The organism is Streptomyces sp. NRRL S-455, from assembly GCF_000717875.1.
Taxonomy (GTDB): Bacteria; Actinomycetota; Actinomycetes; order Streptomycetales; family Streptomycetaceae; genus Streptomyces.
In genome coordinates this window covers 173,391-198,010 of sequence record NZ_JOCT01000006.1, presented here as the reverse complement: position 1 = coordinate 198,010, position 24,620 = coordinate 173,391, and the positions used below count along the sequence as shown (strand labels likewise).

Annotated in this window: 24 protein-coding genes; 11 read left to right on the top strand and 13 right to left on the bottom strand. The window is 72.8% G+C overall.

All coding sequences use genetic code 11. The features are described 5' to 3' along the window. The 6 genes from IE97_RS40125 to IE97_RS0111515 form a co-directional block, all read right to left on the bottom strand. Positions 1 to 616: hypothetical protein (locus IE97_RS40125; RefSeq protein WP_078603184.1), on the bottom strand; the 616-nt coding region annotated here is incomplete at its 3' end. A gap of 434 nt (positions 617 to 1,050) precedes the next feature. Further along, the gene (locus IE97_RS0111535) at positions 1,051 to 1,848 is read right to left on the bottom strand and encodes a type III pantothenate kinase (protein WP_030236139.1); all 798 of its coding nucleotides are present in this window, start codon (positions 1,846 to 1,848) and stop codon (positions 1,051 to 1,053) included. Positions 1,849 to 1,865: 17 nt separating this feature from the next. Continuing rightward, positions 1,866 to 2,840, bottom strand: coding sequence for a carboxylating nicotinate-nucleotide diphosphorylase (nadC, locus tag IE97_RS0111530; protein ID WP_030236136.1), 975 nt, complete (start codon positions 2,838 to 2,840; stop codon positions 1,866 to 1,868). 5 nt (positions 2,841 to 2,845) lie between these two features. Beyond that, a complete protein-coding gene (locus tag IE97_RS0111525) occupies positions 2,846 to 4,555 on the bottom strand; it encodes an L-aspartate oxidase (RefSeq protein ID WP_030236133.1) in 1,710 nt (569 codons plus the stop codon). Then, positions 4,552 to 5,553 carry a pantoate--beta-alanine ligase gene (gene panC / locus IE97_RS0111520; RefSeq protein ID WP_030236130.1) on the bottom strand — a complete coding sequence of 334 codons (1,002 nt, stop codon included), beginning with the start codon at positions 5,551 to 5,553 and terminating at the stop codon, positions 4,552 to 4,554. The genes IE97_RS0111525 and panC overlap by 4 nt, the downstream gene beginning before the upstream one ends. Then, positions 5,550 to 6,488 (bottom strand): Rossmann-like and DUF2520 domain-containing protein, encoded by a 939-nt coding sequence (locus IE97_RS0111515; protein WP_030236126.1) that lies wholly within the window; start codon positions 6,486 to 6,488, stop codon positions 5,550 to 5,552. The genes panC and IE97_RS0111515 overlap by 4 nt, the downstream gene beginning before the upstream one ends. A gap of 171 nt (positions 6,489 to 6,659) precedes the next feature. Here IE97_RS0111515 and IE97_RS0111510 point away from each other — a divergent pair, with 171 nt between their 5' ends. After that, positions 6,660 to 7,841, top strand: coding sequence for a threonine aldolase family protein (locus IE97_RS0111510; RefSeq protein WP_037844211.1), 1,182 nt, complete (start codon positions 6,660 to 6,662; stop codon positions 7,839 to 7,841). On the opposite strand, the gene IE97_RS0111505 is transcribed toward IE97_RS0111510, so the two are convergent. Next, a complete protein-coding gene (locus tag IE97_RS0111505; protein ID WP_030236118.1) occupies positions 7,834 to 8,049 on the bottom strand; it encodes a hypothetical protein in 216 nt (71 codons plus the stop codon). The genes IE97_RS0111510 and IE97_RS0111505 overlap by 8 nt on opposite strands. A 158-nt stretch (positions 8,050 to 8,207) precedes the next feature. On the opposite strand from IE97_RS0111505, the gene IE97_RS0111500 reads away from it, so the two are divergent. After that, entirely contained in the window at positions 8,208 to 9,314 is a 1,107-nt protein-coding gene (locus IE97_RS0111500; protein WP_030236114.1) for a DUF5937 family protein, read from the top strand. An 18-nt stretch (positions 9,315 to 9,332) separates the two neighbouring features. Here IE97_RS0111500 and IE97_RS0111495 read toward each other — a convergent pair whose 3' ends face one another. Both IE97_RS0111495 and IE97_RS0111490 read right to left on the bottom strand, forming a co-directional pair. Beyond that, positions 9,333 to 10,004, bottom strand: a complete 672-nt coding sequence (locus IE97_RS0111495) for a response regulator transcription factor (protein ID WP_030236111.1) — start codon at positions 10,002 to 10,004, stop codon at positions 9,333 to 9,335. Positions 10,005 to 10,060: 56 nt separating this feature from the next. Next, positions 10,061 to 11,248, bottom strand: a complete 1,188-nt coding sequence (locus IE97_RS0111490) for a sensor histidine kinase (protein ID WP_030236106.1) — start codon at positions 11,246 to 11,248, stop codon at positions 10,061 to 10,063. A gap of 129 nt (positions 11,249 to 11,377) precedes the next feature. Here IE97_RS0111490 and IE97_RS0111485 point away from each other — a divergent pair, with 129 nt between their 5' ends. Next, complete coding sequence (locus IE97_RS0111485; RefSeq protein WP_030236102.1) at positions 11,378 to 12,388, top strand: SAM-dependent methyltransferase; 1,011 nt, start codon at positions 11,378 to 11,380, stop codon at positions 12,386 to 12,388. Between the two features lie 40 nt (positions 12,389 to 12,428). Here the strand turns inward: IE97_RS0111485 and IE97_RS0111480 are convergent, their stop codons facing one another. Further along, a complete protein-coding gene (locus tag IE97_RS0111480) occupies positions 12,429 to 13,580 on the bottom strand; it encodes an NADH-quinone oxidoreductase subunit D (RefSeq protein ID WP_030236099.1) in 1,152 nt (383 codons plus the stop codon). A gap of 31 nt (positions 13,581 to 13,611) precedes the next feature. Between IE97_RS0111480 and IE97_RS0111475 the strand changes: the two genes are divergently transcribed. Together IE97_RS0111475 and IE97_RS38380 are read left to right on the top strand one after the other, a co-directional pair. Continuing rightward, on the top strand, positions 13,612 to 14,142 hold the full coding sequence (locus IE97_RS0111475; RefSeq protein WP_030236094.1) for a PH domain-containing protein: 531 nt from the start codon (positions 13,612 to 13,614) through the stop codon (positions 14,140 to 14,142). A gap of 440 nt (positions 14,143 to 14,582) precedes the next feature. Beyond that, positions 14,583 to 15,872, top strand: a complete 1,290-nt coding sequence (locus tag IE97_RS38380) for a PH domain-containing protein (RefSeq protein ID WP_051704927.1) — start codon at positions 14,583 to 14,585, stop codon at positions 15,870 to 15,872. A gap of 72 nt (positions 15,873 to 15,944) precedes the next feature. Here the strand turns inward: IE97_RS38380 and IE97_RS0111465 are convergent, their stop codons facing one another. Both IE97_RS0111465 and IE97_RS0111460 read right to left on the bottom strand, forming a co-directional pair. Next, positions 15,945 to 17,096 carry a hypothetical protein gene (locus IE97_RS0111465; protein WP_051704923.1) on the bottom strand — a complete coding sequence of 384 codons (1,152 nt, stop codon included), beginning with the start codon at positions 17,094 to 17,096 and terminating at the stop codon, positions 15,945 to 15,947. Between the two features lie 134 nt (positions 17,097 to 17,230). Next, positions 17,231 to 18,349, bottom strand: coding sequence for an alpha/beta hydrolase (locus IE97_RS0111460; RefSeq protein ID WP_030236082.1), 1,119 nt, complete (start codon positions 18,347 to 18,349; stop codon positions 17,231 to 17,233). A gap of 238 nt (positions 18,350 to 18,587) precedes the next feature. On the opposite strand from IE97_RS0111460, the gene IE97_RS0111455 reads away from it, so the two are divergent. The 6 genes from IE97_RS0111455 (at position 18,588) to IE97_RS0111430 (ending at position 23,637) form a co-directional block, all read left to right on the top strand. Further along, on the top strand, positions 18,588 to 20,432 hold the full coding sequence (locus IE97_RS0111455) for a phosphatidylglycerol lysyltransferase domain-containing protein (RefSeq protein WP_030236077.1): 1,845 nt from the start codon (positions 18,588 to 18,590) through the stop codon (positions 20,430 to 20,432). Between the two features lie 62 nt (positions 20,433 to 20,494). Then, on the top strand, positions 20,495 to 21,385 hold the full coding sequence (folP, locus tag IE97_RS0111450; RefSeq protein WP_030236073.1) for a dihydropteroate synthase: 891 nt from the start codon (positions 20,495 to 20,497) through the stop codon (positions 21,383 to 21,385). Beyond that, the gene (locus tag IE97_RS0111445) at positions 21,382 to 21,885 is read left to right on the top strand and encodes a nuclear transport factor 2 family protein (RefSeq protein ID WP_030236070.1); all 504 of its coding nucleotides are present in this window, start codon (positions 21,382 to 21,384) and stop codon (positions 21,883 to 21,885) included. The genes folP and IE97_RS0111445 overlap by 4 nt, the downstream gene beginning before the upstream one ends. Positions 21,886 to 22,121: 236 nt before the next feature. Further along, positions 22,122 to 22,481, top strand: coding sequence for a dihydroneopterin aldolase (gene folB / locus IE97_RS0111440; protein WP_030236066.1), 360 nt, complete (start codon positions 22,122 to 22,124; stop codon positions 22,479 to 22,481). Beyond that, on the top strand, positions 22,478 to 23,089 hold the full coding sequence (folK, locus tag IE97_RS0111435) for a 2-amino-4-hydroxy-6-hydroxymethyldihydropteridine diphosphokinase (RefSeq protein ID WP_030236061.1): 612 nt from the start codon (positions 22,478 to 22,480) through the stop codon (positions 23,087 to 23,089). Before folB ends, folK begins: the two co-directional genes overlap by 4 nt. Before the next feature lie 59 nt (positions 23,090 to 23,148). After that, positions 23,149 to 23,637 (top strand): DUF3180 domain-containing protein, encoded by a 489-nt coding sequence (locus IE97_RS0111430; protein ID WP_030236057.1) that lies wholly within the window; start codon positions 23,149 to 23,151, stop codon positions 23,635 to 23,637. Positions 23,638 to 23,654: 17 nt separating this feature from the next. On the opposite strand, the gene IE97_RS0111425 is transcribed toward IE97_RS0111430, so the two are convergent. Then, positions 23,655 to 24,575 (bottom strand): hypothetical protein, encoded by a 921-nt coding sequence (locus tag IE97_RS0111425; protein ID WP_037836643.1) that lies wholly within the window; start codon positions 24,573 to 24,575, stop codon positions 23,655 to 23,657. Positions 24,576 to 24,620 lie beyond the last annotated feature (45 nt).

Here is a 24,620-nt window from a genome sequence, read left to right as displayed (position 1 = left end):
GCTTCGGGGTGCCCGGGGTGGGGGCCGGGCTGGGCTTGGGTGCGGGTTTCGGGGTGGCCGGCTTTCGTGCGGGCTTCTTCTCGGGGTGGCCCTCGGCGAAGTCCGGTGTGCTGGTGAGGCCGCCCGGGAGGGGCAGGAGGTGGAGGCCGGAGCGGTCGCGGGAGCGGGAGCGCGAGCGGGATGCCGGGATGGTGGGCGGCCTGGTCGTGGGGGCGGAGGTCACCGGGGCGGACGGGGCGGACGGCTCGATGAGCGGGCCGCAGCGGTCCAGGAGGGCGGCGGCGGTGGGATTGCCCCGCAGGGCGCGGAGGGCGGCGAGGTCGTCGGGAAGGGGGCGGTATCCGGCACTCAGCGCTTCGTCCAGGAGTGCGAGGTAGCCGGCGGCGGTGCCGGGAAGGGCGGCGCGGTAACGGCCCAGGTCGGCCACGAGAAAGGCACGCAGCCGGGCTCCCTCTCGCATCGCCTCGTCGAGCGACTCTGCGAGGCGGAGGCAGTCCTGGGCGTCGTCGGACGAGATCGAGGTGGGGTGGAGGGCGAGGGCGAGAGCGCGGCGGAGCACACGCAGCTCCTCCACGCCGAACGCCATGCCGCCGCGGGATCCGTATGGCGTGGGCATGCGGCGACCATACGCGCTAATCAGACAAATCCCGCATAGCGGGTGGGTGTGGCGTGGGGGACCACCCGGGTGGGGGCGGGTGCGCGTAGCGCCTGACGCCGGGTGGTGGGTCCCTCGGAACGGCGCGATGGGGTCGGAGACCAATTGACTGTCCGTTGACGCGCCAACCAGCTGCGGGCGGACACCCCCCGACACGTCCCCTTCCGTGCGTCGGCGACTGCCGCTGCGGGCAGTCGTGCCGCTGGGGCGATGGGGGTCCCCCCTGGGGGCGATGGGGGTCCCCCCTGCTCGAGCGAAGCCGAGAGCTTGGGGGAGGGTGGGCGCAGCGGCACCCCGCACCGCCGGGCTGCGCAACGCCCCGCCCCCGCACCAACGCCGAGCACCCTGTCACACCGGGCTGCGGACCCCCAGGACCAACGCCAGGTCCGCGCACCTCACATGCGCGACACGTTCCGCTCGTACACCAGCCGCAACCCGATCAGCGTCAGCCACGGCTCGTGCTCGTCGATGACCGACGACTCGCCCAACACCATGGGTGCCAGACCGCCCGTCGCGATGACCGTGACGTCGTCGGGGTCGTCGGACAGCTCGCGGGCCATGCGGTTGACGACGCCGTCGACCTGTCCGGCGAAGCCGTAGATGATGCCCGACTGCATCGCCTCGACCGTGTTCTTGCCGATGACGCTGCGAGGCCGGGCCACCTCGATCTTGCGGAGCTGGGCGCCGCGGACGCCGAGGGCCTCGACGGAGATCTCGATGCCGGGGGCGATGACGCCGCCGACGTACTCACCCCGCGCGCTGACCGCGTCGAACGTCGTCGCGGTGCCGAAGTCGACGACGATGGCGGGGCCGCCGTAGAGCTGGACGGCGGCGACCGCGTTGATGATGCGGTCCGCGCCGACCTCCTTGGGGTGGTCCGTGAGGATCGGGACGCCCGTCTTGACGCCCGGTTCGATGAGGATGGCGGGCACGTCGCCGTAGTAGCGGCGCGTCACCTCGCGGAGCTCGTGCAGGACCGAGGGGACGGTGGCGCAGATGGCGATGCCGTCGATGCCGTCGCCCAGGTCGTCACCGAGCAGCGGGTGCATGCCCATCAGGCCCTGGAGGAGGACCGCCAGCTCGTCGGCGGTGCGGCGGGCGTCCGTGGAGATGCGCCAGTGTTCGACGATCTCGTCGCCGTCGAACAGGCCGAGGACGGTGTGGGTGTTGCCTACGTCGATCGTGAGCAGCATGGCCCGTACCCGCTCCCCTACTCCGCCGGCCGGAGGTCCAGGCCGATGTCCAGGATCGGCGAGGAGTGGGTGAGGGCGCCGACGGCCAGGTAGTCGACGCCGGTGCCGGCGTAGGCCTTGGCGTTGTCGAGGGTGAGGCGGCCCGAGGCCTCCAGGGCGGCCCGGCCCTGGACGACGGCGACGGCCTCCTCGCACTCCGCCGGCGTGAAGTTGTCCAGGAGGATCAGGTCGGCGCCGGCGTCCAGGACCTCGCGGAGCTGGTGGAGGGTGTCGACCTCGACCTCGATGGGGACGTCGGGGAAGCGTTCGCGGACGGCCTTGAAGGCCTGGGCGACGCCGCCCGCGGCGACCACGTGGTTGTCCTTGACGAGGGCCGCGTCCGAGAGGGACATGCGGTGATTGACGCCGCCGCCGCAGCGGACCGCGTACTTCTCGAGCGAGCGCAGACCGGGGGTCGTCTTGCGGGTGTCGCGGACCTTGGCCTTGGTGCCGTCCAGGACGTCCGCCCAGGCGCGGGTGGCCGTCGCGATGCCGGACAGGCGGCACAGGATGTTCAGCGCGCTGCGTTCGGCGGTGAGCAGGTCGCGGGTGCGGGTGGTGACCGAGAGGAGCTTCTGGCCGGCTTCGACGCGGTCGCCGTCCTCGGCGTGGCGCTCGATCTCGAGTTCCTCTTCGCAGACGACCGAGATGACCGCTTCGGCGATGCGGAGGCCGGCGACGACGCCCGTCTCGCGGGCGGTGAAGTCGGCGGTGGCGATCGCGTCCTCGGGGATGGTCGCGACCGTGGTCACGTCCACGCCGCCCGCCAGGTCCTCCTGGAGGGCCACGTTGGCGATGTCCTCGACCTCGACGGGGTCGAGTCCGGCGTCGGCCAGGAGCTGGGCGAGCGCGGGGTCCAGGCCGCACTCGAGGTAGGCCTCTTCGTCGGCGCCGCAGGCGCAGCCGTCGCCGCAGCCTCCGGACGAGGCGAGGGGAAGATCGGGGGTGCTCACGTCGGTCACTGCTCCTGGGGGGACTGAGGCGGGAAGGTCGTAGGGAAGTTTGTGGTGTGCGTGGTGTGCACGGCCAGCGAGCGGTCGGGGTTCAGGCGGACGACGATGTGGCGGCGCCAGGTGGGGTCGTCGCGCTCGGGGCGGTCCTCGCGCCAGTGGCAGCCCCGGGTCTCCTCGCGCAGCTGGGCGGCGGAGACCAGGACGCGGGCCACGCACAGCAGGTTGGTGGCCTCCCAGGTGTCGACGCCGGGCTCGGCGGTCTTGCCGTTCTCGGCGAGGGCCTCGCGGGCGTCGGTGTGCAGTCGCTGGAGCCGGTCGGCGGCCTTCGACAGGGACTCCTCGGAGCGCAGGACTCCGGCACCGTTCGTCATGATCCGCTGGATCGTGAAGCGGGCCTCGGGGGTCTGGAGGGGGTGTTCGGGGGTTTCCGGGTGCGGGAGTGGCTGCGGTACGCGTGCGTGGAGGCCGGTCGCGGCGATGTCGGCCGCGATCCGCTCGGCGTAGACCAGGCCTTCGAGGAGGGAGTTGGAGGCCAGGCGGTTCGCGCCGTGCACGCCGGTGCAGGCGACCTCGCCGCACGCGTACAGGCCGGGCACGGTCGTACGGCCGTGGGAGTCGGTGCGGACGCCGCCGGAGGCGTAGTGGGCGGCCGGGGCGATCGGGATGGGCTCGGTGACGGGGTCGATGCCGTGGGCGCGGCAGGCGGCCAGGATCGTCGGGAAGCGTTGCTCCCACATGTCGGCGCCGAAGTGGCGGGCGTCGAGGTACATGTGCTCGGCGTCCCGCTCCTGCATGCGGCGCATGATGCCCTTGGCGACGATGTCGCGCGGTGCGAGCTCGGCCAGTTCGTGCTGGCCGACCATGAAGCGCACGCCGTCGGCGTCGACCAGGTGGGCGCCCTCGCCGCGTACCGCCTCGGAGACCAGGGGCTGCTGGCCCTCCGCGTCCGGACCGAGGAAGAGCACGGTGGGGTGGAACTGGACGAACTCCAGGTCGCTGACCTCCGCGCCGGCCCGCAGCGCGAGCGCCACGCCGTCGCCCGTGGAGACCGAGGGGTTGGTGGTCGCGGAGAAGACCTGGCCCATGCCGCCGGTCGCCAGGACCACCGCGGGGGCGTGGACCGCGCCGACGCCGTCGTGCTGGCCCTCGCCCATGACGTGCAGGGTGACGCCGGCCGTGTGGCCCTCGGCGTCCGTGAGGAGGTCCAGGACGAGCGCGTTCTCGATGGTGCGCGTGCCGCGGGCGCGGACCGCCTCGACCAGGGCGCGGGAGATCTCGGCGCCGGTGGCGTCGCCGCCGGCGTGAGCGATGCGGCGGCGGTGGTGGCCGCCCTCGCGGGTGAGTTCCAGCCCGCCCTCGGCGGACTCGTCGAACTGGGCGCCGGTCTCGATGAGACGGCGTACGGCGTCGGGGCCCTCGGTGACGAGGAGGCGGACCGCTTCCTCGTCGCACAGGCCCGCGCCCGCGACCAGGGTGTCGTCGAGGTGCTGTTCGGGGGTGTCGCCCTCGCCGAGGGCCGCGGCGATGCCGCCCTGCGCCCAGCGGGTGGAGCCGTCGTCGAGGCGGGCCTTGGTGACGACGACCGTGTGCAGGCCGGCCGCCTCGCAGCGCAGGGCCGCGGTCAGGCCGGCGACACCGGAACCCACGACGACCACGTCCGCGGTGATGGACCAGCCGGGGGCGGGCGCGTGCAGTCGTATGCCTGTGGCGCTCACGAGGCGGCTCCGAACGTTCCGAAGGTCAGGGGGATGTTGTCGATCAGCCGGGTCGTCCCGACCCGGGCGGCGACGGCGAGGACCGCCTCGCCGGTGAAGTCGTCGCCGATCTCGGTGAAGTCGGACGGGTCGACCAGGGCGAGGTAGTCCAGCGCGAGCGGCGGTTCGAGGCGGGCGGCCTCGTCGAGGACCTGGCGGGCGGCGGCGCGGACGGCGGCCGGGCCGCCCGGGACGGCCGTCGCGACGGCGTGCGCGTCGGCCGCCGCCCGGGACTCCCCTATGGCGCTGAGGGCCTCCGCACGCGCGCGCGAGGCGGGCACTTCACGGGCCCGGGCGCGCAGCGCCTCCTGCGCGGCGTGCCGGTCCTGGCCGGCGAACAGGGCCCGGGACAGCGCGAGGGCGGTGCGCCGCTCGGCGGGCGAGAGGTAGCGGTTGCGGCTGGACAGGGCCAGGCCGTCCTCCTCGCGGACGGTGCGCACGCCGACGATCTCCACGCCGAAGTTCAGGTCCCGCACCATGCGGCGGATGAGGGCGAGCTGCTGGGCGTCCTTCTGGCCGTACAGGGCGACGTCGGGACGGGTGAGGTGCAGCAGCTTGGCCACGACCGTGAGCATGCCGTCGAAGTGGCCGGGGCGGGAGGCGCCCTCCAGGCGCTCGCCCATGGGGCCGGCCGTGATGCGGACCTGGGGTTCGCCGCCCGGGTAGACCTCGTCGACGGCGGGGGCGAACACGACGTCCGCGCCGGACTGTTCGGCGAGCTTGACGTCGGCGTCGAGGGTGCGCGGGTAACGGTCGAGGTCCTCGCCCTCGCCGAACTGGAGCGGGTTGACGAAGACCGTGACGACGACCTCGCCGTCTCTGCCCGCGATCCCGCGCGCGGTGCGGATCAGCGTGGCGTGGCCCTCGTGGAGGGCGCCCATGGTCATCACCACGGCGCGGCGGCCCGCACGCGCGCGTGCGTGCAGTTCACCCGCGGTGCTCAGCAGGGCGATGGTCATCGGGCGTCCCCTTCGATGCCGTCGGTGCCGTCGGTCCCGTGGGCGAGTACCCCGAGGAGGTCCTCGGCCAGCTCGGGCTTCAGCAGCCCGTGGGCCAGGGCCCGGTCGGCGGTCGCGCGGGCCATCGCCAGGTAGCCCGCGACGGCCTGCGGGGCGTGCCGGCGCAGCTCGCCGATGTGCGCGGCGACCGTGCCCGCGTCCCCGCGCGCGACGGGGCCGGTGAGGGCCGCGTCGCCGGAGCGCAGGGCGTTGTCCAGGGCCGCGCCGAGCAGGGGGCCGAGCATCCGGTCGGGGGCCGAGACACCGGCCGCGCCCAGCAGCTCCATCGACTGGGCGACCAGGGTGACCAGGTGGTTGGCGCCGAGGGCGAGCGCCGCGTGGTAGAGCGGCCGGTTCTCCTCGGCGATCCACTCCGGCTCGCCGCCCATCTCGATGACCAGTGCCTCGGCGGCGAGGCGCAGTTCCTCGGGCGCGGTGACGCCGAAGGAACAGCCGGCCAGGCGCTGGACGTCGACGGGCGTGCCGGTGAAGGTCATCGCCGGGTGCAGGGCGAGCGGCAGGGCGCCCGCGCGCAGGGCGGGGTCGAGGACCCGCGCGCCGTACCGCCCGGAGGTGTGGACGAGCAGCTGCCCCGGCCGGACCGATCCGGTGTCGGCGAGGCCGGCGACCAGGTCGGGCAGGGCGTCGTCGGGAACCGTCAGCAGGACCAGCTCGGCACGCTCCAGGACCTCGGCGGGCGGCATCACCGGCACGTCGGGCAGCAGCTCGGCGGCGCGGCGCCGGGAGGCGTCGGAGACCGCGGAGACGGCGACCGGCCGGTGGCCGGCGAGCTGGAGGGACGCCGCCAGTGCCGGGCCGACGCGGCCGGCGCCTACGACACCGACGGTGAGCCGCGCGGGGCGGTCCCTGGGGTCTGGCTGTGGGGTTGTGTTCACTCGAGGGCGGCCTTCCCGTTCCAGTCCGCTCCGGGTACCGGACGATTTCTCGTCATGTTAACGCGATCGGTTCGGGGTGTTCGGCCGTCCACAGGGTGTGCGTTCCGGGTCGGGGTTCCCGGACGGAAAAGCGGGTGCCCCGCCGCACGGGCGCGGGGGAGGATCCGGGGCATGACTGACACGGCGGAGAGCGAACAGCGGGTGGCGGACGACGACCGGAGCGCCGGGACGCGTGAGCGGCGGCTGGCCGCCCTTCGCAGCGCACGGCGGGCGCTGGCGCGCTTCGGTTTCCACTGGACGCTCCGCGAGCGTCTGGCCGTACTGGACGCGGCGGAGGGCGTCCACGACCTGGACGAGCTGTCCGACGTGTACGGCGACGGCGTGGTGGAGGCGCTGGAGACGAAGGTCGCCGCACTGCTCGGCACCGAGGCCGCCGCGTTCTTCCCCACCGGCACGATGGCCCAGCAGGTGGCCCTGCGCTGCTGGGCGGGCCGCACCGGCAACCGGACGGTCGCCGTGCACGCCCTGAGCCATCCCGAGGTGCACGAGCGGAACGCGTTCAGCGAGGTCGGAGGACTGCGCCCGGTGCGGGTGACGAGCGAGCCGCGGCTGCCGACCGCCGCCGAGGTGCGCGACTTCGAGGAGCCCTTCGGGGCGCTGATGCTGGAACTGCCCCTCAGGGACGCCGGCTTCGTGCTGCCGTCCTGGGAGGAGCTCACCGAGGTGGTGGCGGCCGCGCGGGAGCGGGACGCGGTGGTGCACTTCGACGGGGCGAGGCTGTGGGAGTCCACCGTCCACCTCGGCCGCTCCCTGGAGGAGATCGCGGACCTGGCGGACAGCGTCTACGTGTCGTTCTACAAGTCCCTCGAGGCGTTCGGCGGCGCGGCGCTCGCGGGTCCGAAGGAACTGGTGGAGGAGGCGAAGGCCTGGCGGCACCGGTACGGAGGCCAGGTCTTCCAGCAGTTCCCGACGGCCCTGTCGGCGCTGGTCGGGCTGGAGCGCGAGCTGCCGCGGCTGCCGGAGTACGTCGCCCAGGCGCGCGTGGTGGCCGCCGCTCTGCGCGAGGGGTTCGCGGCGGCCGCGGTGCCGTGGGCGCGGGTGCACCCGGAGGTGCCGCACACCCACGACTTCCAGGTCTGGCTACCGTACGACGCGGACGTCGTCGCCGAGGCGGCGGTCCGGACGGCCGAGGAGACGGGAGTGGTGCTGTTCGGCAGCGGCTGGGACCAGGGCGGCCCGGGCCTGGCCCTCACGGAGGTGCATGTGCGGGCAGCCGGGCTGGAGTGGACCGCCGATGACGTGCGGACGGCGGTGGCGGAGTTCGTGGCCCGGCTGCCCGGGCCGGTCAGGTAGCGCGCCGCCGCGGCACCCGGAGCCACCGGCCCAGGGTGTCCCGGATCCGGCCGCGGGCCGGACGGCCGGCCAGGACCGCCCGGAACTGCCGCTTGTCGCGCCACTCCCGTACGACCTGCCAGTCGTGCGTGCCCGGCGCGGGCGGGGCGGGCTCGCCCAGGGAGCGGGCCCGGTAGGCGTCGAGGAGGTACTGCTGCGTGATGCTCATGGTGGATGGCCTCTGCGGGTCGGGGTGATGGAGGTCCGAAGGCTCCGCGGCTGCCCCGGTGAGACCACCGTGCGTCCGCGCCCGGCGGGGAGGCACGTCGATTGACGACGCTCGTCAATCGACGGGGCGTTGTCAGTGGCGGAGTGCACCATGACGTCATGAGCGTGCACATCGACATCGCGGGGTTACGGCCGGAGAGGGTGGCCGTGGTCCTCTCCCCCCTGGCCGAGCTGGGCATGGCGCTGCACGCGCTGTCCGAGCCGGCGCACCACCCGGGGCTGCAGGGCTGGGTGACGGGTGTGACGGCCCGGCTCGACCCGCATCTCGCCGACCGGATGTGCGAGGCCGACTTCCTGTGGCGGACGACGTTCGCGGACCTGTTCCTGCCGTACGCGGGCCTGCCGGACCGCACCGCGCTCCCGGGCGCCACGCTCGGCGAGGAGCTGGATCTGCTCGACAAGCTGTCCGACGAGCAGTTCGTCGACGCGGCGCTGGAGTTCACCTGCGCCGTGGGGTACGGCGAGTGCGGTCCCGCGGTGCTGACCGACCCTCAGGCGCGCCGCCGCGCCCTGGAGCTGGCCGCCGCGCGGGGGCCTCAGCAGGTGCGGTTCAGCGAGCGGCTGCTGGCCGACCCGCCCAGGATCCGGGCGTGGCTGCGGCAGTTCCTCGAGGACTGCGACGAGGCGTTCTTCGCGGAGGCCTGGTCCCGGCTGAGCCACCAGCTCGCCGCGGACACCCGCCACAAGACGGAGCTGCTGCGCCGCAAGGGCCTGGCCGAGGCGCTGACCGCGGTGTCCCCGGCGGTCACGCTCGACGAGGCGGCCGGCCGGATCACGGTCGACAAACTGGCCGAGGGCCGTACGGCCACGGGCGACGGCGGCCTGCTGCTCGTGCCGACCAGCCTGGGCTGGCCGCACCTGATGGTCCTGCACCGCCATGCCTGGCAGCCGGTGCTGCACTACCCGGTCGGCTCCCCCGCGCTCGCCGCCCCGGCCAACGTGGAACAGCTGGCCCTGCGGATGACCGCGCTGTCGCATCCCGTCCGGATGCGCATCTGCCGCAATCTGGCCCGCAGCGCGTACACCACGGGTGAGCTGGCACAGGCGCACGGCATGACGGCCCCGGAGATATCCCGGCACCTCGCCGTGCTGAAGAAGGCGGGCCTGCTCACCACCCGCCGCCGCGGGCGCTACGTCCTGCACCAGCTGGACGTGACGGTGGTGGCCCGGCTGGGCAGCGAGTTCCTGGAGGGGATTCTCAGATAGCGGGCCGTGGTGCGCCGCTCAGCCGTGCCCCCCTGCCCGCACCAGCCCGGTCTCGTAGGCCAGCACCACCACCTGGACCCGGTCCCTGAGCCCCAGCTTGGTCAGGATGCGGCCCACGTGCGTCTTCACGGTCGCCTCGGACAGCACGAGCCGGGCCGCGATCTCGCCGTTGGACAGGCCCTGCGCGACCAGCACCATGACTTCGCGCTCGCGGCCGGTGAGCCGCTCCAGTTCCTGGTGCTGGGGCTGCTTGGCGGTGCCCGGGAGCATCGGCGCGAAGCGGTCCAGGAGCCGTCGGGTGGTGGAGGGCGCGACGACCGCGTCGCCGCTGTGCACGGAGCGGATCGCGGCGAGGAGCTCACCGGGCGGCACGTCCTTGAGCATGAAGCCGGAGGCGCCCGCCTTCAGTCCGGAGAAGGCGTACTCGTCGAGGTCGAAGGTGGTCAGGATGAGGACCTTCGGCGGGTCGGTGTCCCCGCAGATCCGCCGGGTCGTCTCCACCCCGTCGAGCTTCGGCATGCGGACGTCCATCAGCACCACGTCGACCTCGGTCGTCCGCAGTGCCTGGAGGGCCTCGACCCCGTCGCCCGCCTCCGCCACGACCTCCATGTCCGGCTGGGCGGCGAGCACCATCCGGAACCCGGTGCGCAGCAGCACCTGGTCGTCGACGAGCATCACGCGGATCGTCATCAAGGCCTCTTCCGTAGGTCGTCACAGATGTCAGAGCGGGGCGCGTGCCGAGGTCGTCAGGCGGGTTTGAGCGGCAGCAGGGCACTGATGCGGAATCCTCCGCCCGGGCGCGGTCCGGCGTCCAGGGTGCCGCCGACCATGCCGACCCGCTCCCGCATGCCGATCAGGCCGTGCCCCTGGCCGTCGAAGCCGCCCTCCTCGTACAGCTCGTGCGGGGCGCCCTTGCCGTCGTCCTCGACGAGCAGCCCGAGACCGTCGTCGAAGTAGACCAGGCGCACGCTCGCGCCCACGCCCGTCCCGCCGTGCTTGCGGGTGTTGGTGAGCGCCTCCTGCACGATGCGGTACGCCGTGAGCTCGACACCGCTGGGCAGCGGGCGGGGCGTGCCCTCGACCTTGAAGTCGACGGGCAGTCCGTGCCCGCGGCACTGCTCGACGAGGTCCTCGATCTGCTGGACGTCGGGCTGCGGCACGTACTCGCCGGCCTCCTGGTGCTCCCCGGTGCGCAGCACGCCGAGCAGGCGGCGCATTTCGGCGAGGGCCTGACGGCCGGTGGAGGAGATGGTCTCCAGGGCCTTCTTCGCCTGGTCGGGCGCGGCGTCCAGGACGTAGGCGGCTCCGTCGGCCTGGACCACCATCACCGAGACGTTGTGCGCCACGACGTCGTGCAGCTCGCGGGCGATACGGGCGCGTTCGGCGGCGACGGCGACCTTGGACTGTGCCTCCCGCTCCTTCTCCAGGCGGGCGGCCCGCTCCTCCAGCTGCGCGAAGTAGGCGCGGCGGGTGCGGATGGAGTCGCCGAGCACCCAGGCGAGGGCGAAGGGCACCGTCATGAAGACCGTCAGGGCGATGTTGCCGGCGAGGTTCGTCTGGTCGCTCGGCCAGCGCAGGTGGGCGATGGGAGAGGCGCACAGGCCGGCTACCAGCGCGAAGCGGGAGGCCCAGCGGGCGCCTTCCGCCGCGACGGTGTAGACGATCACCAGCATGGCGAAGTCGGCGGGGCCCTTGTCGACGTCGGTGATCAGCTGCGCCAGGCCGACCGCGGTCGCGAGCAGCAGCATCTTCTCCGGCATCCGGCGGCGCAGCGCGACCACCAGGCACAGCAGCATCGTCAGCGTGACGGCGGCGGCCGGGGGGCCGAACGCGCCCGACGCTCCGCTGCCCACCGAAATCCCGAGGAGGACCACGGCCCAGGAGCCGTCGACCCACATCGGGTGCCTGCGGAGGAAGTCATAGAGGCGCTGCACGTAACCCAGCGTAGGGAAGCGCGATAGGTGCATGGGTCAACCGGAGGGCCGATCCGCACCGGGCGCGCGTACTCCGCAAGGTGGAGTTGCGTACGTTGTGTGCGCCACCCGTCCGCATAGCCTGGCCGGGTGACAGCAGGGACCAGGGGCGTCGGGCCCGAGTGGAGCGGGTGGCGTGCGGCGGCCCGGGAGGCGCTGTACGGGCCGGGCGGCTTCTACCACCGGGCCGAGGGGCCGGCCGGGCACTTCCGCACGTCCGTGCACGCTTCGGGGCTGTTCGCCGGGGCGGTGGCCCGGCTGCTCTGCCGGGTCGACGAGGCACTGGGGCGGCCCGCGGTGCTGGACTTCGTCGACATGGCGGCCGGACGGGGCGAGCTGGCCGCCGGGGTGCTCGACGCGCTCCCGGCCGACGTGGCGGCCCGCACGCGCGTCTGGGCCGTCGAAGTCGCCGAGCGGCCCGAGAGCCTCGATCACCGGATCGAGTGGACGGCCGCGCCCCCGCGGGGAACGAGCGGCCTGCTGTTCGCCAACGAGTGGCTGGACAACGTGCCGGTGGAGGTCGCCGAGGTGGACTCCGCGGGTGTCACGCGCCTGGTGCTGGTCCGGGAGGACGGGACCGAGCGGCTCGGGGAGCCGGTCGGCGGGGCAGCGGCGCGGTGGCTGGAGCGGTGGTGGCCGCTGCCCGGCGAGGAGGGTCTGCGGGCCGAGATCGGCCTGCCCAGGGACGAGGCCTGGGCCGCGGCGGTCGCCACCCTCGACCGGGGTCTCGCCGTCGCCGTGGACTACGCGCACACGGTGGGGACGAGACCTCCGTTCGGGACGCTCACCGGGTTCCGGGAGGGCCGCGAGACGGCGGCCGTGCCGGACGGGTCGTGCGACATCACGGCCCATGTCGCGCTCGACGCGTGCGCGCTGCCCGGTGGGCGGCTGCTCCCGCAGCACGAGGCGCTGCACGCCCTGGGCGTGACCGGCGCACGCCCCCCGCTCGCGCTGGCGTCCACCGACCCCACCGCCTACGTACGCGCCCTCGCGAGCGCCGGGGAGGCCACCGAGCTCACCGCGAGGGGCGGCCTGGGCGACTTCTGCTGGCTGGTGCAGCCGGTCGGGATTCCGGATCCGCTCCCGGCACCGACGGCGTGAGGGTGTGAGGGCCTCCGTGCGAGGGCCTCCGTGCGAGGGCCTACTTGTCGATGTCCCCCACCACGAAGAACATCGACCCCAGGATCGCCACCATGTCCGCGACGAGCGTGCCCGGCAGCAGCTCCGTCAGCGCCTGGATGTTGTTGTAGGAGGCCGAGCGCAGCTTGAGCCGGTACGGGGTCTTCTCGCCCTTGCTGACCAGGTAGTAGCCGTTGATGCCGAGCGGGTTCTCGGTCCAGGCGTACGTGTGCCCCTCGGGTGCCTTCAGGACCTTCGGGAGCCGCTGGTTGACCGGCCCGGGCGGCAGCTCGGCGAGGCGGTCGAGGCAGGCGTCGGCGAGGTCGAGCGCGTTGTGGGTCTGCTCCAGGAGGCACTCGAAGCGGGCGAGGCAGTCGCCCTCCTGCCGGGTCACCACCTTCAGGACGTCGCCCAGCTCGCCGTACGCGAGGTACGGCTCGTCCCGGCGCAGGTCGAAATCGACGCCGGAACCGCGTCCGATGGGCCCGCTGACCCCGTACGCGTGCACGGTCTCCGGCGTGAGCACGCCCACGCCCCGGGTGCGGCCCCGGAAGATCTCGTTGCCGAGCACCAGGTCGTCGAAGCGGTCCATGCGGGAGCGCACGTCGGCGACGGCGGTCCGCGCCCGTGTGGTCCAGCCGGCCGGCAGGTCCTCCTTGAGGCCGCCGACGCGGTTGAACATGTAGTGCATACGCCCGCCGGAGATCTCCTCCATGACGTGCTGGAGCTCCTCGCGCTCCCGGAAGGCGTAGAAGATCGGGGTGATCCCGCCGAGCTCCAGCGGGTACGAGCCGAGGAACATCAGGTGGTTGAGCACCCGGTTCAGCTCGGCGAGCAGCGTGCGCAGCCACACCGCGCGCTCGGGGACCTCCATGCCGAGCATCCGCTCCACGGCGAGGACCACGCCGAGCTCGTTGGAGAAGGCCGACAGCCAGTCGTGGCGGTTGGCGAGCATGATGATCTGGCGGTAGTCGCGCGCCTCGAACAGCTTCTCCGCGCCGCGGTGCATGTAGCCGATCACCGGCTCGGCGTGCCTGATGCGCTCGCCGTCCAGGACGAGCTTCAGCCGCAGCACGCCGTGCGTGGACGGGTGCTGCGGCCCGATGTTGAGCACCATGTCGGTGCTCTCCGCGGCGCCGCCGATTCCGACCATGGTCTCCGTCGTAGGAGTCATGGACACAGTCTCTCCTACGTACGCTGGCCTCATGGAGACGGGGAGCCCGCGGGACGCGGGGCCGGCGGGGGCACAGGGTGCGACAGCGGTGGACGGGAGCATGCCCGTGTGGATCGCGCTGCCGCCCGGGCTGCTGAGGATGCGGCGGTTGCTGCTGGTGGTGTGGCTGGGGCTGATCGCGCTGGCCGCCGGGCTGGTGCCGGGGCTGCTGGCCGGGCCGGCCTGGGCCGCCTTCGCGGTGCTGCCGCTGGCGCTGATGGCCTGGGGCTGGGTGATGATCGACCGCAACTGGCGCTCCTGGCGGTACGCCGAACGCGCCGACGACCTGCTGATCAGCCGCGGCGTGCTCTGGCGCGAGGAGACGGTCGTGCCGTACGGGCGGATGCAGCTGGTCGAGGTCACCTCCGGGCCCGTCGAGCGGTACTTCGGGCTGGCCAGCGTGCAGCTGCACACGGCCGCCGCGGCGACCGACGCGACGATCCCGGGTCTGGACCCGGCCGAGGCGGAACGGCTGCGCGACCGGCTCACCGAGCTGGGCGAGGCCCGATCGGCGGGGCTGTGACGACGCCCGAGGCCTCCGGGGCCGCCGAAGCCCCGCGTACCGCCGCTGGGTCCGCAGAGGCCGGGACCGCAGAAGCCGGGACCGCAGAGGCCAGGGCCACCGAGGCCGGGACCGCCGAGGCCGCTGAAGCCGCACGTACCGCCGCAGGGACCACCGAAGCCGCAGGCGCCGCCGCCGGGACCGCCGAGGCCACACGTACCGCCGCTGGGACCGCAGAGGCCGGGGCCGCCGAGGCCGCCGAAGCCCCGCGTGCCGCCGCCGGGTCCACCGAAGCCGCACGTGCCACCGCCGGGACCACCGAGGCCGCTGAAGCCCCAGGCGCCGCCGCCGGGACCACCAAGGCCGGGACCTCCGAGGCCGGCACCACCGCGGCCGCCGTATCCGCAGGCGCCGCCGGGGCCACCGAGGCCGCGGGAACCGCAGCCGAGGCCGCCGGTGAGGTGATCGAGCGGCGGCTGCACCCCGTCACACCGCTCAGGCGTGCGTGGGCGCCGGTCGCCGTGCTCTTCGGCTGGGCCGTGCACGACCCCGACGGGGCGCAGCGGCATCTGTCCCGGCTGACGACGACCACGCTGCTGATCGGTTTCGCCGTGATCATCCCGGCCGCCGCCCTCTACGGCTTCTGCTCCTGGTGGTTCACGCACTTCGCGGTGACCGGCACCGAACTGCGCATCCGTACCGGACTGGTGTTCCGGCGCACCGCGCACATCCGGCTGGAGCGGATCCAGGCGATCGACGTCACCCAGCCGCTCCTCGCCCGGGTCGCGGGTGTCGCCAAGCTCAGGCTCGACGTCATAGGCACCGACAAGAAGGACGAACTGGCCTTCCTGGGAGCGGACGACGCCCGGGCGCTGCGGGCCGAACTGCTCGCGCGGGCGGCCGGTTTCGCGCCCGAGACGGCGCACGAGGTCGGTGAGGCGCCCGCGCGGCAGCTGCTGCGGGTGCCGCCCGGCGTTCTGGCCGTGTCACTGCTGCTGAGCGGAGGGACCTGGGGGTCGTTGGCCGCGGCGCTCGTCGTCCCGCCGGTGCTGTGGCTGGCCACGGAGAGCGTGTGGACGGTCCTGGCCGTCGCCCTGCCCCTGCTGGGCGCGGCGGGCGCGAGCAGCGTGGGGCGGTTCGTCGCCGAGTACGACTGGACGGTGGCCGAGTCGCCCGACGGACTGCGTATCGACCACGGTCTGCTGGACCGGGCCCACGAGACGGTGCCGCCGGGGCGGGTGCAGACGGTGCGGATCGTGGAACCGCTGTGGTGGCGGCGGCGCGGCTGGGTGCGGGTGGAGCTGGACGTGGCGGGCTCGTCCAACTCGCTGCTGGTGCCGGTCGCTCCGCGCGAGGTCGCCGAGGCCGTCGTGGCGCGGGTGCTGCCCGGGGTGACCGTGCCGGAGCAGGCGGCCCTGTCGCCGTCACCGCGCCGCGCCCGGTGGTGCGCGCCGGTGTGGTGGCGCGGCTACGGGCTCGGCGTCACGGACGCGGTGTTCGCGGCCCGGTCGGGGCTGCTGCGGCGGAGCCTGGCGCTGGTGCCGCACGCCAAGGTGCAGAGCGTACGGATGACGCAGGGGCCCTGGGAGCGGGCCCGGGGTGTGGCCGACGTGTGTGTGGACACGGGCGCGAACAAGACGGTGCGGGCCCGGCTGCGGGACGCGGCCGAAGCGCGCGAACTGCTGGCGGCGCAGGCGGAGCGGTCCCGGACCGGCCGCAGGGACGCGCGGCCGGACCGCTGGATGGCTTGACGCGCGAAGGCCCCAGCCATGCGGTGGACTGACCGTGCGGTGGATTCAAGGGGCCTTCGTGTCACGTGCCGGTCAGGACGCCGCGCTGCGCAGCCCCTGTACGTCGATCTGTTCCGTCTCGTCGTGCTCCGTCAGGTCGATGACCTGGCCGATCCCCCGCGACTCCTCGTCCGCCGGCTTGAACCCGGCCTCGGTCTCGGCCTTGTGCAGGGCGAGCGCCTCCTGGCCGACGACATCGGCCAGGTCCTCGTTCTGCACGGCCTCCAGGGCGTCCCCTGGCGTTCCCTGCTTGGCCCCGAAGAAGTCGAACCCGCCCTCGGCCACCGGACGCCGCGCCGGCGTCTGCGGGGCGACTGCCACCGCGGTCGGCACGGTGTAGTGACCGGAGGTCTGCTGCCCGGACGGGGCGGCCTGGTCCGTGGTGCCGGCGGTCGCGTGCTCGTTCCCGGCGACCGCCTCGGACTGCACCTGCGGCTCGTCCTTCCGTGACGGCTCCCGCCGTTCGTCCTTCAGGTCGTCCCGCGCGGGCTCCGCCTCGTCGTTCTCCGGTACGCCGTCGCCGTCGCCGTCCCCGCCACCGTCCGGGCCCGGGGCCGTGTCGCCGTCGAACCGGGCGAGTGCCGCCATGGCGCGCAGGAACAGCCTGGAGCCCTCCGGCGAGAACACCGCGGGAATCCCCGGCTGTTCCTCGACCGCGAGGTCCGCGGTCGCCGCGTCCGCGTCCGCTGCCTCCGTCGCCCCCGCCGGCAGCTCCGCCCGGACCGGAGCCGTCGCCTCGATCTCGAGCACCCGGCGCTCCTCCAGGACGCTCGCGCGGTCCGCCTCCGCCGTGGCGTACCGGCGCAGCAGCGCGGCGTGCTCGTTGCGCAGCTTGGCGAGTTCCGTGCGCTTGCCGCGCAGTCGCTGCTCCAGCTTCCCGCGCAGCTCGCGGGACTCCTCGAGGTCGGCCTCCAGCTCGGCGACGCGCTCCTCGAAGCGCCACTCGTCGCTCGCCCGCGCGCGCGTGAGATCGGCGACGCGCTTGCCCGCCTGGATGTCCCAGCGGCGCAGCACGACCGCGCCGACGACGGCCGTCGCCGCGGCGGCCGCGGCCAGACCGCGGAGCACCGTCGGCTCCGTGAACACCCAGGGCCCCAGGGCGCAGACGACGGAGACGCCTGCGATCGCCGACGGGGGCAGCAGCCTGTGCAAGGGCGGGGAATGGCGGTGACGTCCACGTGGCATGGCCAGAAACTTACCGCGCGTAGGCGAATCATGGTGACCCACCCCGCAAAAAGAAAGCCACACCGAAGCGTTCACACGGCATCAGAACCCGGGAAGAAACGGAATCGACCCCTGACCCAATTCCAAGATCATTTTCAGTGGTCGTTCAGCCGCCCGCCGATCCACTCGAGCGTCGCCGGAATCTCGCGCCGCCAGGTGTTGAAGTTGTGCCCGCCGCTTTCCAGGATGATCGACGAGATCCGCGTCCGTCCGGTGGCCTTCACCCGCTCTATGAAGCGCAGGGTGTCCTTGTAGTTGGACTCGCCCGACCTGCTGCTGGTGACGAGCAGCGAAGTGTCCGGGGCGGGTTCGTGCTTGATGTACCACCACAGGTCGGCGCGATTGCGCAGCCCCTCGTCGCCCTGGAAGAGATCGCCCGTGGTGGCGTCGATCGGCGCCTTGTAGTACGCGGACAAGCCCGCTCCGGCGGCGTACACACCGGGATGGTGCATGGCGATCTTCAAAGCGCAGTAGCCGCCCGTCGAGTTGCCGATGATGCCCAGACCACCCGGCTTTTCGGCCACCCGGTAGTGCGAACGCAAGGCATCGGGCAGATCCCTGGCGAAGAACGACTCGGTCTGCGGGCCGCCGGGAACGTCCACGCACTCCGTGTCCCGGGGCGGCGCCACGGTCGGCCGCAGCATCACCAGGATCATCGGCCGCGCCCTGCCCGCCCTGGCCAGTTCCAGCGCCGTGCGCGGATAGTGAAGCTTCTCCACCAGCGCGGACGCCGTGCCCGGATAACCGGTCAGCACGACGGCCGCCGGGAACGTACGGGAGCGGTACCGGGGCTGGAAGTACTCCGGCGGCAGGTACACGTGCGCGGGCGTGGCGATCCCGGTCGTCCTGCCCACGATCTCGACCTGCTGGATCCGGCCGCCGACGTGGGGCCGCACACCGCCCGCCCCCGGCACCCGCCGCGTGCCGACCACCTCCAGCGGGCCGTCGCCCGGAGTGTGGTCGACGACGACGCCCTGCTCCTTCTCCTGCCCGAACAGGTCCGCCCAGCTCGCGTAGAAACCGAAGGCCTGATTGGCGGCGAGACCCACCGCGGCGAACAGCGCCAGCTGAGTGGCGAGCAGCAGACCTACGCGCCCGCCCACCGCCCGCCAGCCGCGCCGGGCCAGCCGCGGCCACAGCCAGACCGTGCCGGCGAACAGCAGCACGGCGGACAGCACCGCCAGCGCCAGCACCTTGTTGCTCGTGAGACCCAGACCCATGGGTGGTTACCTGTCAGCGCTTTCCGCCCGTACTCGCACCGCACTCATACCTTCGCGCGGGCTTGTTCCGGACTTTCCTCGGCCTTTGAAACGGCTTTGACGTGGGGAGTGAACCTCTCCCCCCGAGACACCGTCCTAGAGGGCGCAATGTCGCCGGGTGCCCGAATCGGCACCGGATCCAAGGTCGCTCGCAGAACTACGGGATGCGATGTCTGTCAGGACAGATGAGGAAATGTCGGGTGAGGTTCCGAGTCGCGGAAACACCGCGGCTCGTACCAGCCAGGTGAGCCGTGTACGCCGCCTGCTGAGCGGACCGCGCCCCGAGGCGGTGCCCGTCCTCGTCGGCAGAGCGTGCGCCCTCGTGGGCCTGCTGGACATCGCCGCGGGCGTCTTCCCACGCTTCCGGCACAGCCGTATGCACGCCATCGCCGAGGTACTGCCCGGCGCGTTCGGCCCGTTCGCGGCCGCCCTGTCCCTCAGCGCCGGCGTGCTGTTGCTGCTGCTCGCCCACGGCCTCAAACGCGGCAAGCGCCGGGCCTGGCGGGCGGCCGTGGCCCTGCTCCCGGCCGGTGCCGTCGCCCAGTTCACCTACCGGCACTCGATCGCCGGCGTCCTCATCTCGCTCGCCCTGCTGGCACCCCTGCTGCGCCACCGCGACCAGTTCGACGCCCTGCCCGACCCGCGCAGCCGCTGGCGGGCACTCGCCAACTTCGTGCTCATGAGCGCCGGTTCACTCCTGCTCGGCCTGCTGATCGTCAACGTGCACTCCGAGCGCATGGTCGGCGACCCCAGCCTGGCCGACCGCATCACCCACGTCGTCTACGGCCTGTTCGGCTTCGAAGGCCCGGTCGCCTACCAGGGCAACACCTCCTGGACCGTCGCCTTCTCACTCGGCGCCCTCGGCCTCCTCACCGCCGTCACCACCATCTACCTGGCCTTCCGCCCCGAACACCCCGCCGCACACCTCACCGAGGAGGACGAGGCCCGGCTGCGCGCCCTGCTGGAGAAGCACGGCGGCCGCGACTCCCTCGGCCACTTTGCGCTGCGCCGCGACAAGGCCGTCGTCTTCTCCCCCAGCGGCAAGGCGGCCGTCACCTACCGCGTGGTCTCCGGCGTGATGCTCGCCAGCGGCGACCCCATCGGCGACGTCGAGGCCTGGCCCGGCGCCATCGAACGGTTCATGGACGAGGCAAAGGCCCACTCCTGGACCCCCGCCGTCATGGGCTGCTCCGAGACCGGCGGCGAGGTGTGGGCCCGCGAGACCGGGCTCGACGCCCTCGAACTGGGCGACGAGGCGGTGGTGGACGTCAGGGATTTCTCGCTCGCCGGCCGCGCGATGCGCAATGTGCGCCAGATGGTCAAGCGCATCGAGCGCGCCGGTTACGAAACCCGGGTACGACGTGTCCGTGACCTCGGCGAGGCCGAGCTGGAACGCATCCGCCGAGCCGCCGACGACTGGCGCGGCACCGACACCGAGCGCGGCTTCTCCATGGCCCTGGGCCGCGTCGGCGACCCGGCCGACGGCGACTGCCTCATCGCCACCGCCCACAAACCGGACGACCACCCGGGCCCCTACGGCGACCTGAAGGCGATCCTGCACTTCGTGCCCTGGGGCACCGACGGCGCCTCCCTGGACCTGATGCGCCGCGACCGCACCGCCGACCCGGGCATGAACGAACTGCTCATCGTGGCCGCACTCCAGGCCGCACCGAAGCTCGGCATCACCCGCGTCTCCCTCAACTTCGCCATGTTCCGCTCGGCACTGGCCCGCGGTGAGAAACTCGGCGCAGGGCCGGTACTGCGCGCCTGGCGCGGACTGCTGGTGTTCCTCTCCCGCTGGTTCCAGATCGAGTCCCTGTACAAGTTCAACGCCAAGTTCCAGCCGCGCTGGGAGCCCCGTTTCGTCGTCTACCGCGCCTCCGCCGACCTGCCGCGCATCGGCTTCGCCGCCATGCAGGCCGAGGGCTTCGTCAACCTCGCCCTGCCCCTGCCGCGCTTCCTGCGCCGCCATCGCCCGGCGACCCGCCGCCCCTGCCCCCACGGCCCGACGGCGGAACGGAACGTCCGGGCCGCGTGACCACTCCGGACCGGCCCGGGCCGCAGCGCCTGAGGGCCGCCCCCTGGGCCTACGCTGAACATATGAGCAACCAGAGCGGACGCGGGCGCGTCGCGGGCCTACCGGAATGGGACCGCTGCGCGGTCATGGGAGTCGTGAACGTCACCCCCGACTCCTTCTCCGACGGCGGCCGCTTCTTCGACACCACGGCCGCCGTCAAACACGGCCTCGAACTCGTCACCGAGGGCGCGGACCTGGTCGACGTCGGCGGCGAGTCCACCCGCCCCGGCGCCACCCGGGTCGACGAGACCGAGGAACTCCGCCGCGTCATCCCCGTCGTCCGCGGCCTGGCCTCCGAAGGCGTCACGGTCTCCGTCGACACCATGCGCGCCAGCGTGGCCGAACAGGCCCTCGCCGCGGGCGCCGCCCTCGTCAACGACGTCAGCGGCGGTCTCGCCGACCCCCGCATGATCCCCACCGTCGCGGACGCCGGTGCCCCGTTCGTCGTCATGCACTGGCGGGGCTTCCTCGAGGGCGGCAACGTCAAGGGCGTGTACACGGACGTCGTCACCGAAGTCGCCGACGAGCTCCACGCGCGCGTGGAAGCCGTCCTGGAAGGCGGCATCGCCCCCGACCGGATCATCGTCGACCCCGGCCTCGGCTTCTCCAAGGACGCCGAGCACGACCTCGCGCTCCTCGCCGGCCTCGACCGGGTCCTCGCCCTCGGCCACCCCCTGCTCGTCGCCGCCTCCCGCAAACGGTTCCTCGGCCGGGTCCTCGCCGGGCCGGACGGCTCTCCCCCGCCCGCACGCGAACGCGACGCCGCCACCGCGGCCGTCTCCGCACTCGCGGCGCACGCCGGCGCGTGGGCAGTACGCGTCCACGAGGTACGCGCCACCGCGGACGCGGTCCGCGTCTCCCACGCCATCGAAACGGCGCGGACGGCACACACCGGCGCGGAAGGAACCCGGTGAGCGCCCCGCACACCGACGTCGAACAGGTCGAGGCCGCCAACACCGCCTTCTACGAGGCACTGGAACGGGGCGACTTCGAGGAACTGGCGTCGCTCTGGCTGACCCCCTCCGACCTGGGCGTCGACGAGACCTACCACGACCCGGCCGACACCGGTGTCGTCTCCTGCGTGCACCCCGGCTGGCCCGTCCTCACCGGCCGCGGTGAGGTCCTGCGCTCCTACGCGCTGATCATGGCCAACACCGACTACATCCAGTTCTTCCTCACCGACGTACACGTCTCCGTCACCGGCGACACCGCCCTGGTCACCTGCACGGAGAACATCCTCAGCGGCGGACCCGCCCCCGCCGGCGACGAGGAGCTCGGCCCCCTCGTCGGCCAGCTCGTGGTCGCCACGAACGTGTACCGGCGCACGCCCTCGGGGTGGAAACTCTGGTCACACCACGCTTCCCCCGTCCTGGCCGAAAACGACGAGGACGACGGCGACGAGACCCCCTCCTGAGTGGGTAGGCGGCAGGAGTGGCCGGAATCACCGCCCCATGGATACGGGCGGTTACCAGCCATGGAGCGACCGGGTTCTCCAGGGGAAACGCTGGATGAACCCTGCCGGGCCAAGCCCGGGCCCATACCCCCCGTGGCCCGGCCCCGCCCGGGCTCGCAGGTAGATTCGACCGAGGCCGGTGTGCCGCCCGCACAGGCACCGACCGGCCGTGACCGACGACTGCAGGAGTGATTCGCGTGGATCGTGTCGCGCTGCGCGGCCTGAAGGCCCGCGGGCACCACGGTGTGTTCCCGAGGGAACGCGAGGAGGGCCAGACCTTCATCGTGGACCTCGTCCTGGGCCTGGACACCCGGCCGGCCGCGGCCGACGACGACCTGGCGAAGACCGTGCACTACGGCATCGTGGCGGAGGAGGTCGTGGCCGTCGTCGAGGGCGAGCCCGTCAACCTCATCGAGACGCTCGCCGAGCACATCGCCCAGGTGTGTCTGAAGCACGACGGGGTCCAGCAGGTCGAGGTGTGCGTCCACAAGCCGGACGCACCGATCACGGTCCCCTTCGACGACGTGACCGTCACCATCACCCGGAGCCGAGTATGACTGCACCCTTCATCCAGGGCCCCAGCGACCCGACCGTACAGCCGGTACCCGCCTCCGTCGTCGAGAAGGTCGACGCCGCCGACACCACTCTCAGCAACCCCAAACGCGCCGTCGTCGCACTCGGCTCCAACCTCGGCAACCGCCTCGAGAACCTCCAGGGAGCCATCGACGCCCTCGAGGACACCCCCGGCGTCCGCATCAAGGGCGTCTCCCCCGTCTACGAGACCGAACCCTGGGGCGTGGAACCCGGTAGCCAGCCCGCCTACTTCAACGCCGTCGTCGTCCTGAAGACCACCCTCCCGCCGTCCTCGCTCCTGGAGCGCGCGCACGCGGTCGAGGAGGCCTTCCACCGCGTCCGGGACGAACACTGGGGCCCCCGCACCCTGGACGTCGACATCGTGTCGTACGCCGACCTCGTCTCCGACGACCCGCAGCTCACCCTCCCCCACCCCCGGGCCCACGAACGCGCCTTCGTCCTGGCCCCCTGGCACGACCTGGACCCCGACGCCCAGTTGCCCGGACACGGCCCGGTCGCCGGCCTCCTGGACGCCGTCACCCGCGAAGGCGTGGCCCCCCGGGGGGACCTGGAACTCCGGCTGCCCGAATAGCCGTTAAGGTCAAGACGGCCGCGGAACGGGGCCGGACCCGGGGGAACCGAAGGGACACCGTGAAAGAGCTGCGCATCAGGGTGCTGGCCGGCGTCTTCGTCGTGGCCGGGATCCTGTCCTGGGCCGGCGCCCGCCTGTGGAACTCGGTCGGGACCCTCCCCGGCGTGCCCCTGGCCGCCCCCCTCGCCCTCGCCCTGATCGCCACGATCCTGCTGGCCACGGCGCTCTCGCTGCGCGCCCGCCTGAAGGCCCAGCGCGAGCGGCAGCCCGACGCCAAGGGCGTCGACCCCATGATGGCCGCCCGCGCGGTCGTCTTCGGCCAGGCCAGCGCCCTGGTCGCCGCCCTCGTCGCCGGCATGTACGCCGGCACCGGCGTCTTCCTCCTGGAGTCCCTCGACAACCCCGCCCGCCGCGACCAGGCCATCTACGCCGGCTTCTCCGTCCTCGCCGGCATCGCCGTCATAGCGGCAGCCATCTTCCTGGAACGCGTCTGCAAACTCCCGGAAGACGACGAACACAACGGCCCGGGGGCGGCCCCGGCGGCCTGATCCCCCCGCCCGGTAGCTCACCCTGGTTGACGGACGAGGTGCCCGTTGACCAGGAAGCCGGGGTTGGGGTGAAGGCGGTAGCTGTAGAGGGTGAAGGGCTTTGTCCCAGCAGCCGCGCGCAGCTGAACGTCCCGAATGGCGACCCATGTGGACTCGACTGGCTCCAGCGGGTGGTGTTCGGCTGTAAAGGTTCCTCGCGCTTGCCACCGGTCGGTAATGACCAGCGCAGAGGCAGCCCCCTTCGGCCTCGGTGTGAACCTGGCACCGATGATCTGGGCCAGCTCTTGGAGGAAGGGCACGTTGCAGCTGACCACCGTGCGCCCATCCCACTTCTTGTGACGGAAGCCGTCGCCTTCGACATAGCCGTCCAGAAAGCCCTCGAACGTAGCGATGTCACGAAGAACCACTCGCGGAAACCGCTGCCTCATGTGATGAGCGTCGCCTCCCACGTATTGCCGCAGAGCATCAGCAAGATAAGACGACACAACGCGCACACGAAAGCCTGGAACCTCCCGCCTGAGGAAACCTGAGGGCCGGGTCACCGGCTCCAGTCGAGCGGACAGCCCAGTGGCCCTGGTCAGGCACTCGGCGTACATGGCGGCGAAGTGCTCCTCGTTGACGACAAGGGACACGCTGTTCTTGCCGACCGTCCCATCAGCACACGTGGCCCCGAGAAAGTAGCCGAACTCGTACCCGGGCCTAATGTCCAGCCGCTCCCGGCACAGCTTCCGTCCATGCGTCCAGGCCAGCAAGGTGTTGGCGGCATCGACCGCGGGAACCCAGCCGTCAGCCGTGCACAGCTCCTGCCGGGGAGCGACTGTGAAGGTCACACGGTCGGTTACCACATCCACGACCTGACGCGCCTTCACAGCCGACACGCCGACAACGGTCGTATGCACGGTCCGGGTGCCGTTCAGGCTCCAGAGCTTCGTTCCCACGTCGACATTGCGAGCCTGGCGCACCCCTCCAACCACGCTCACCAA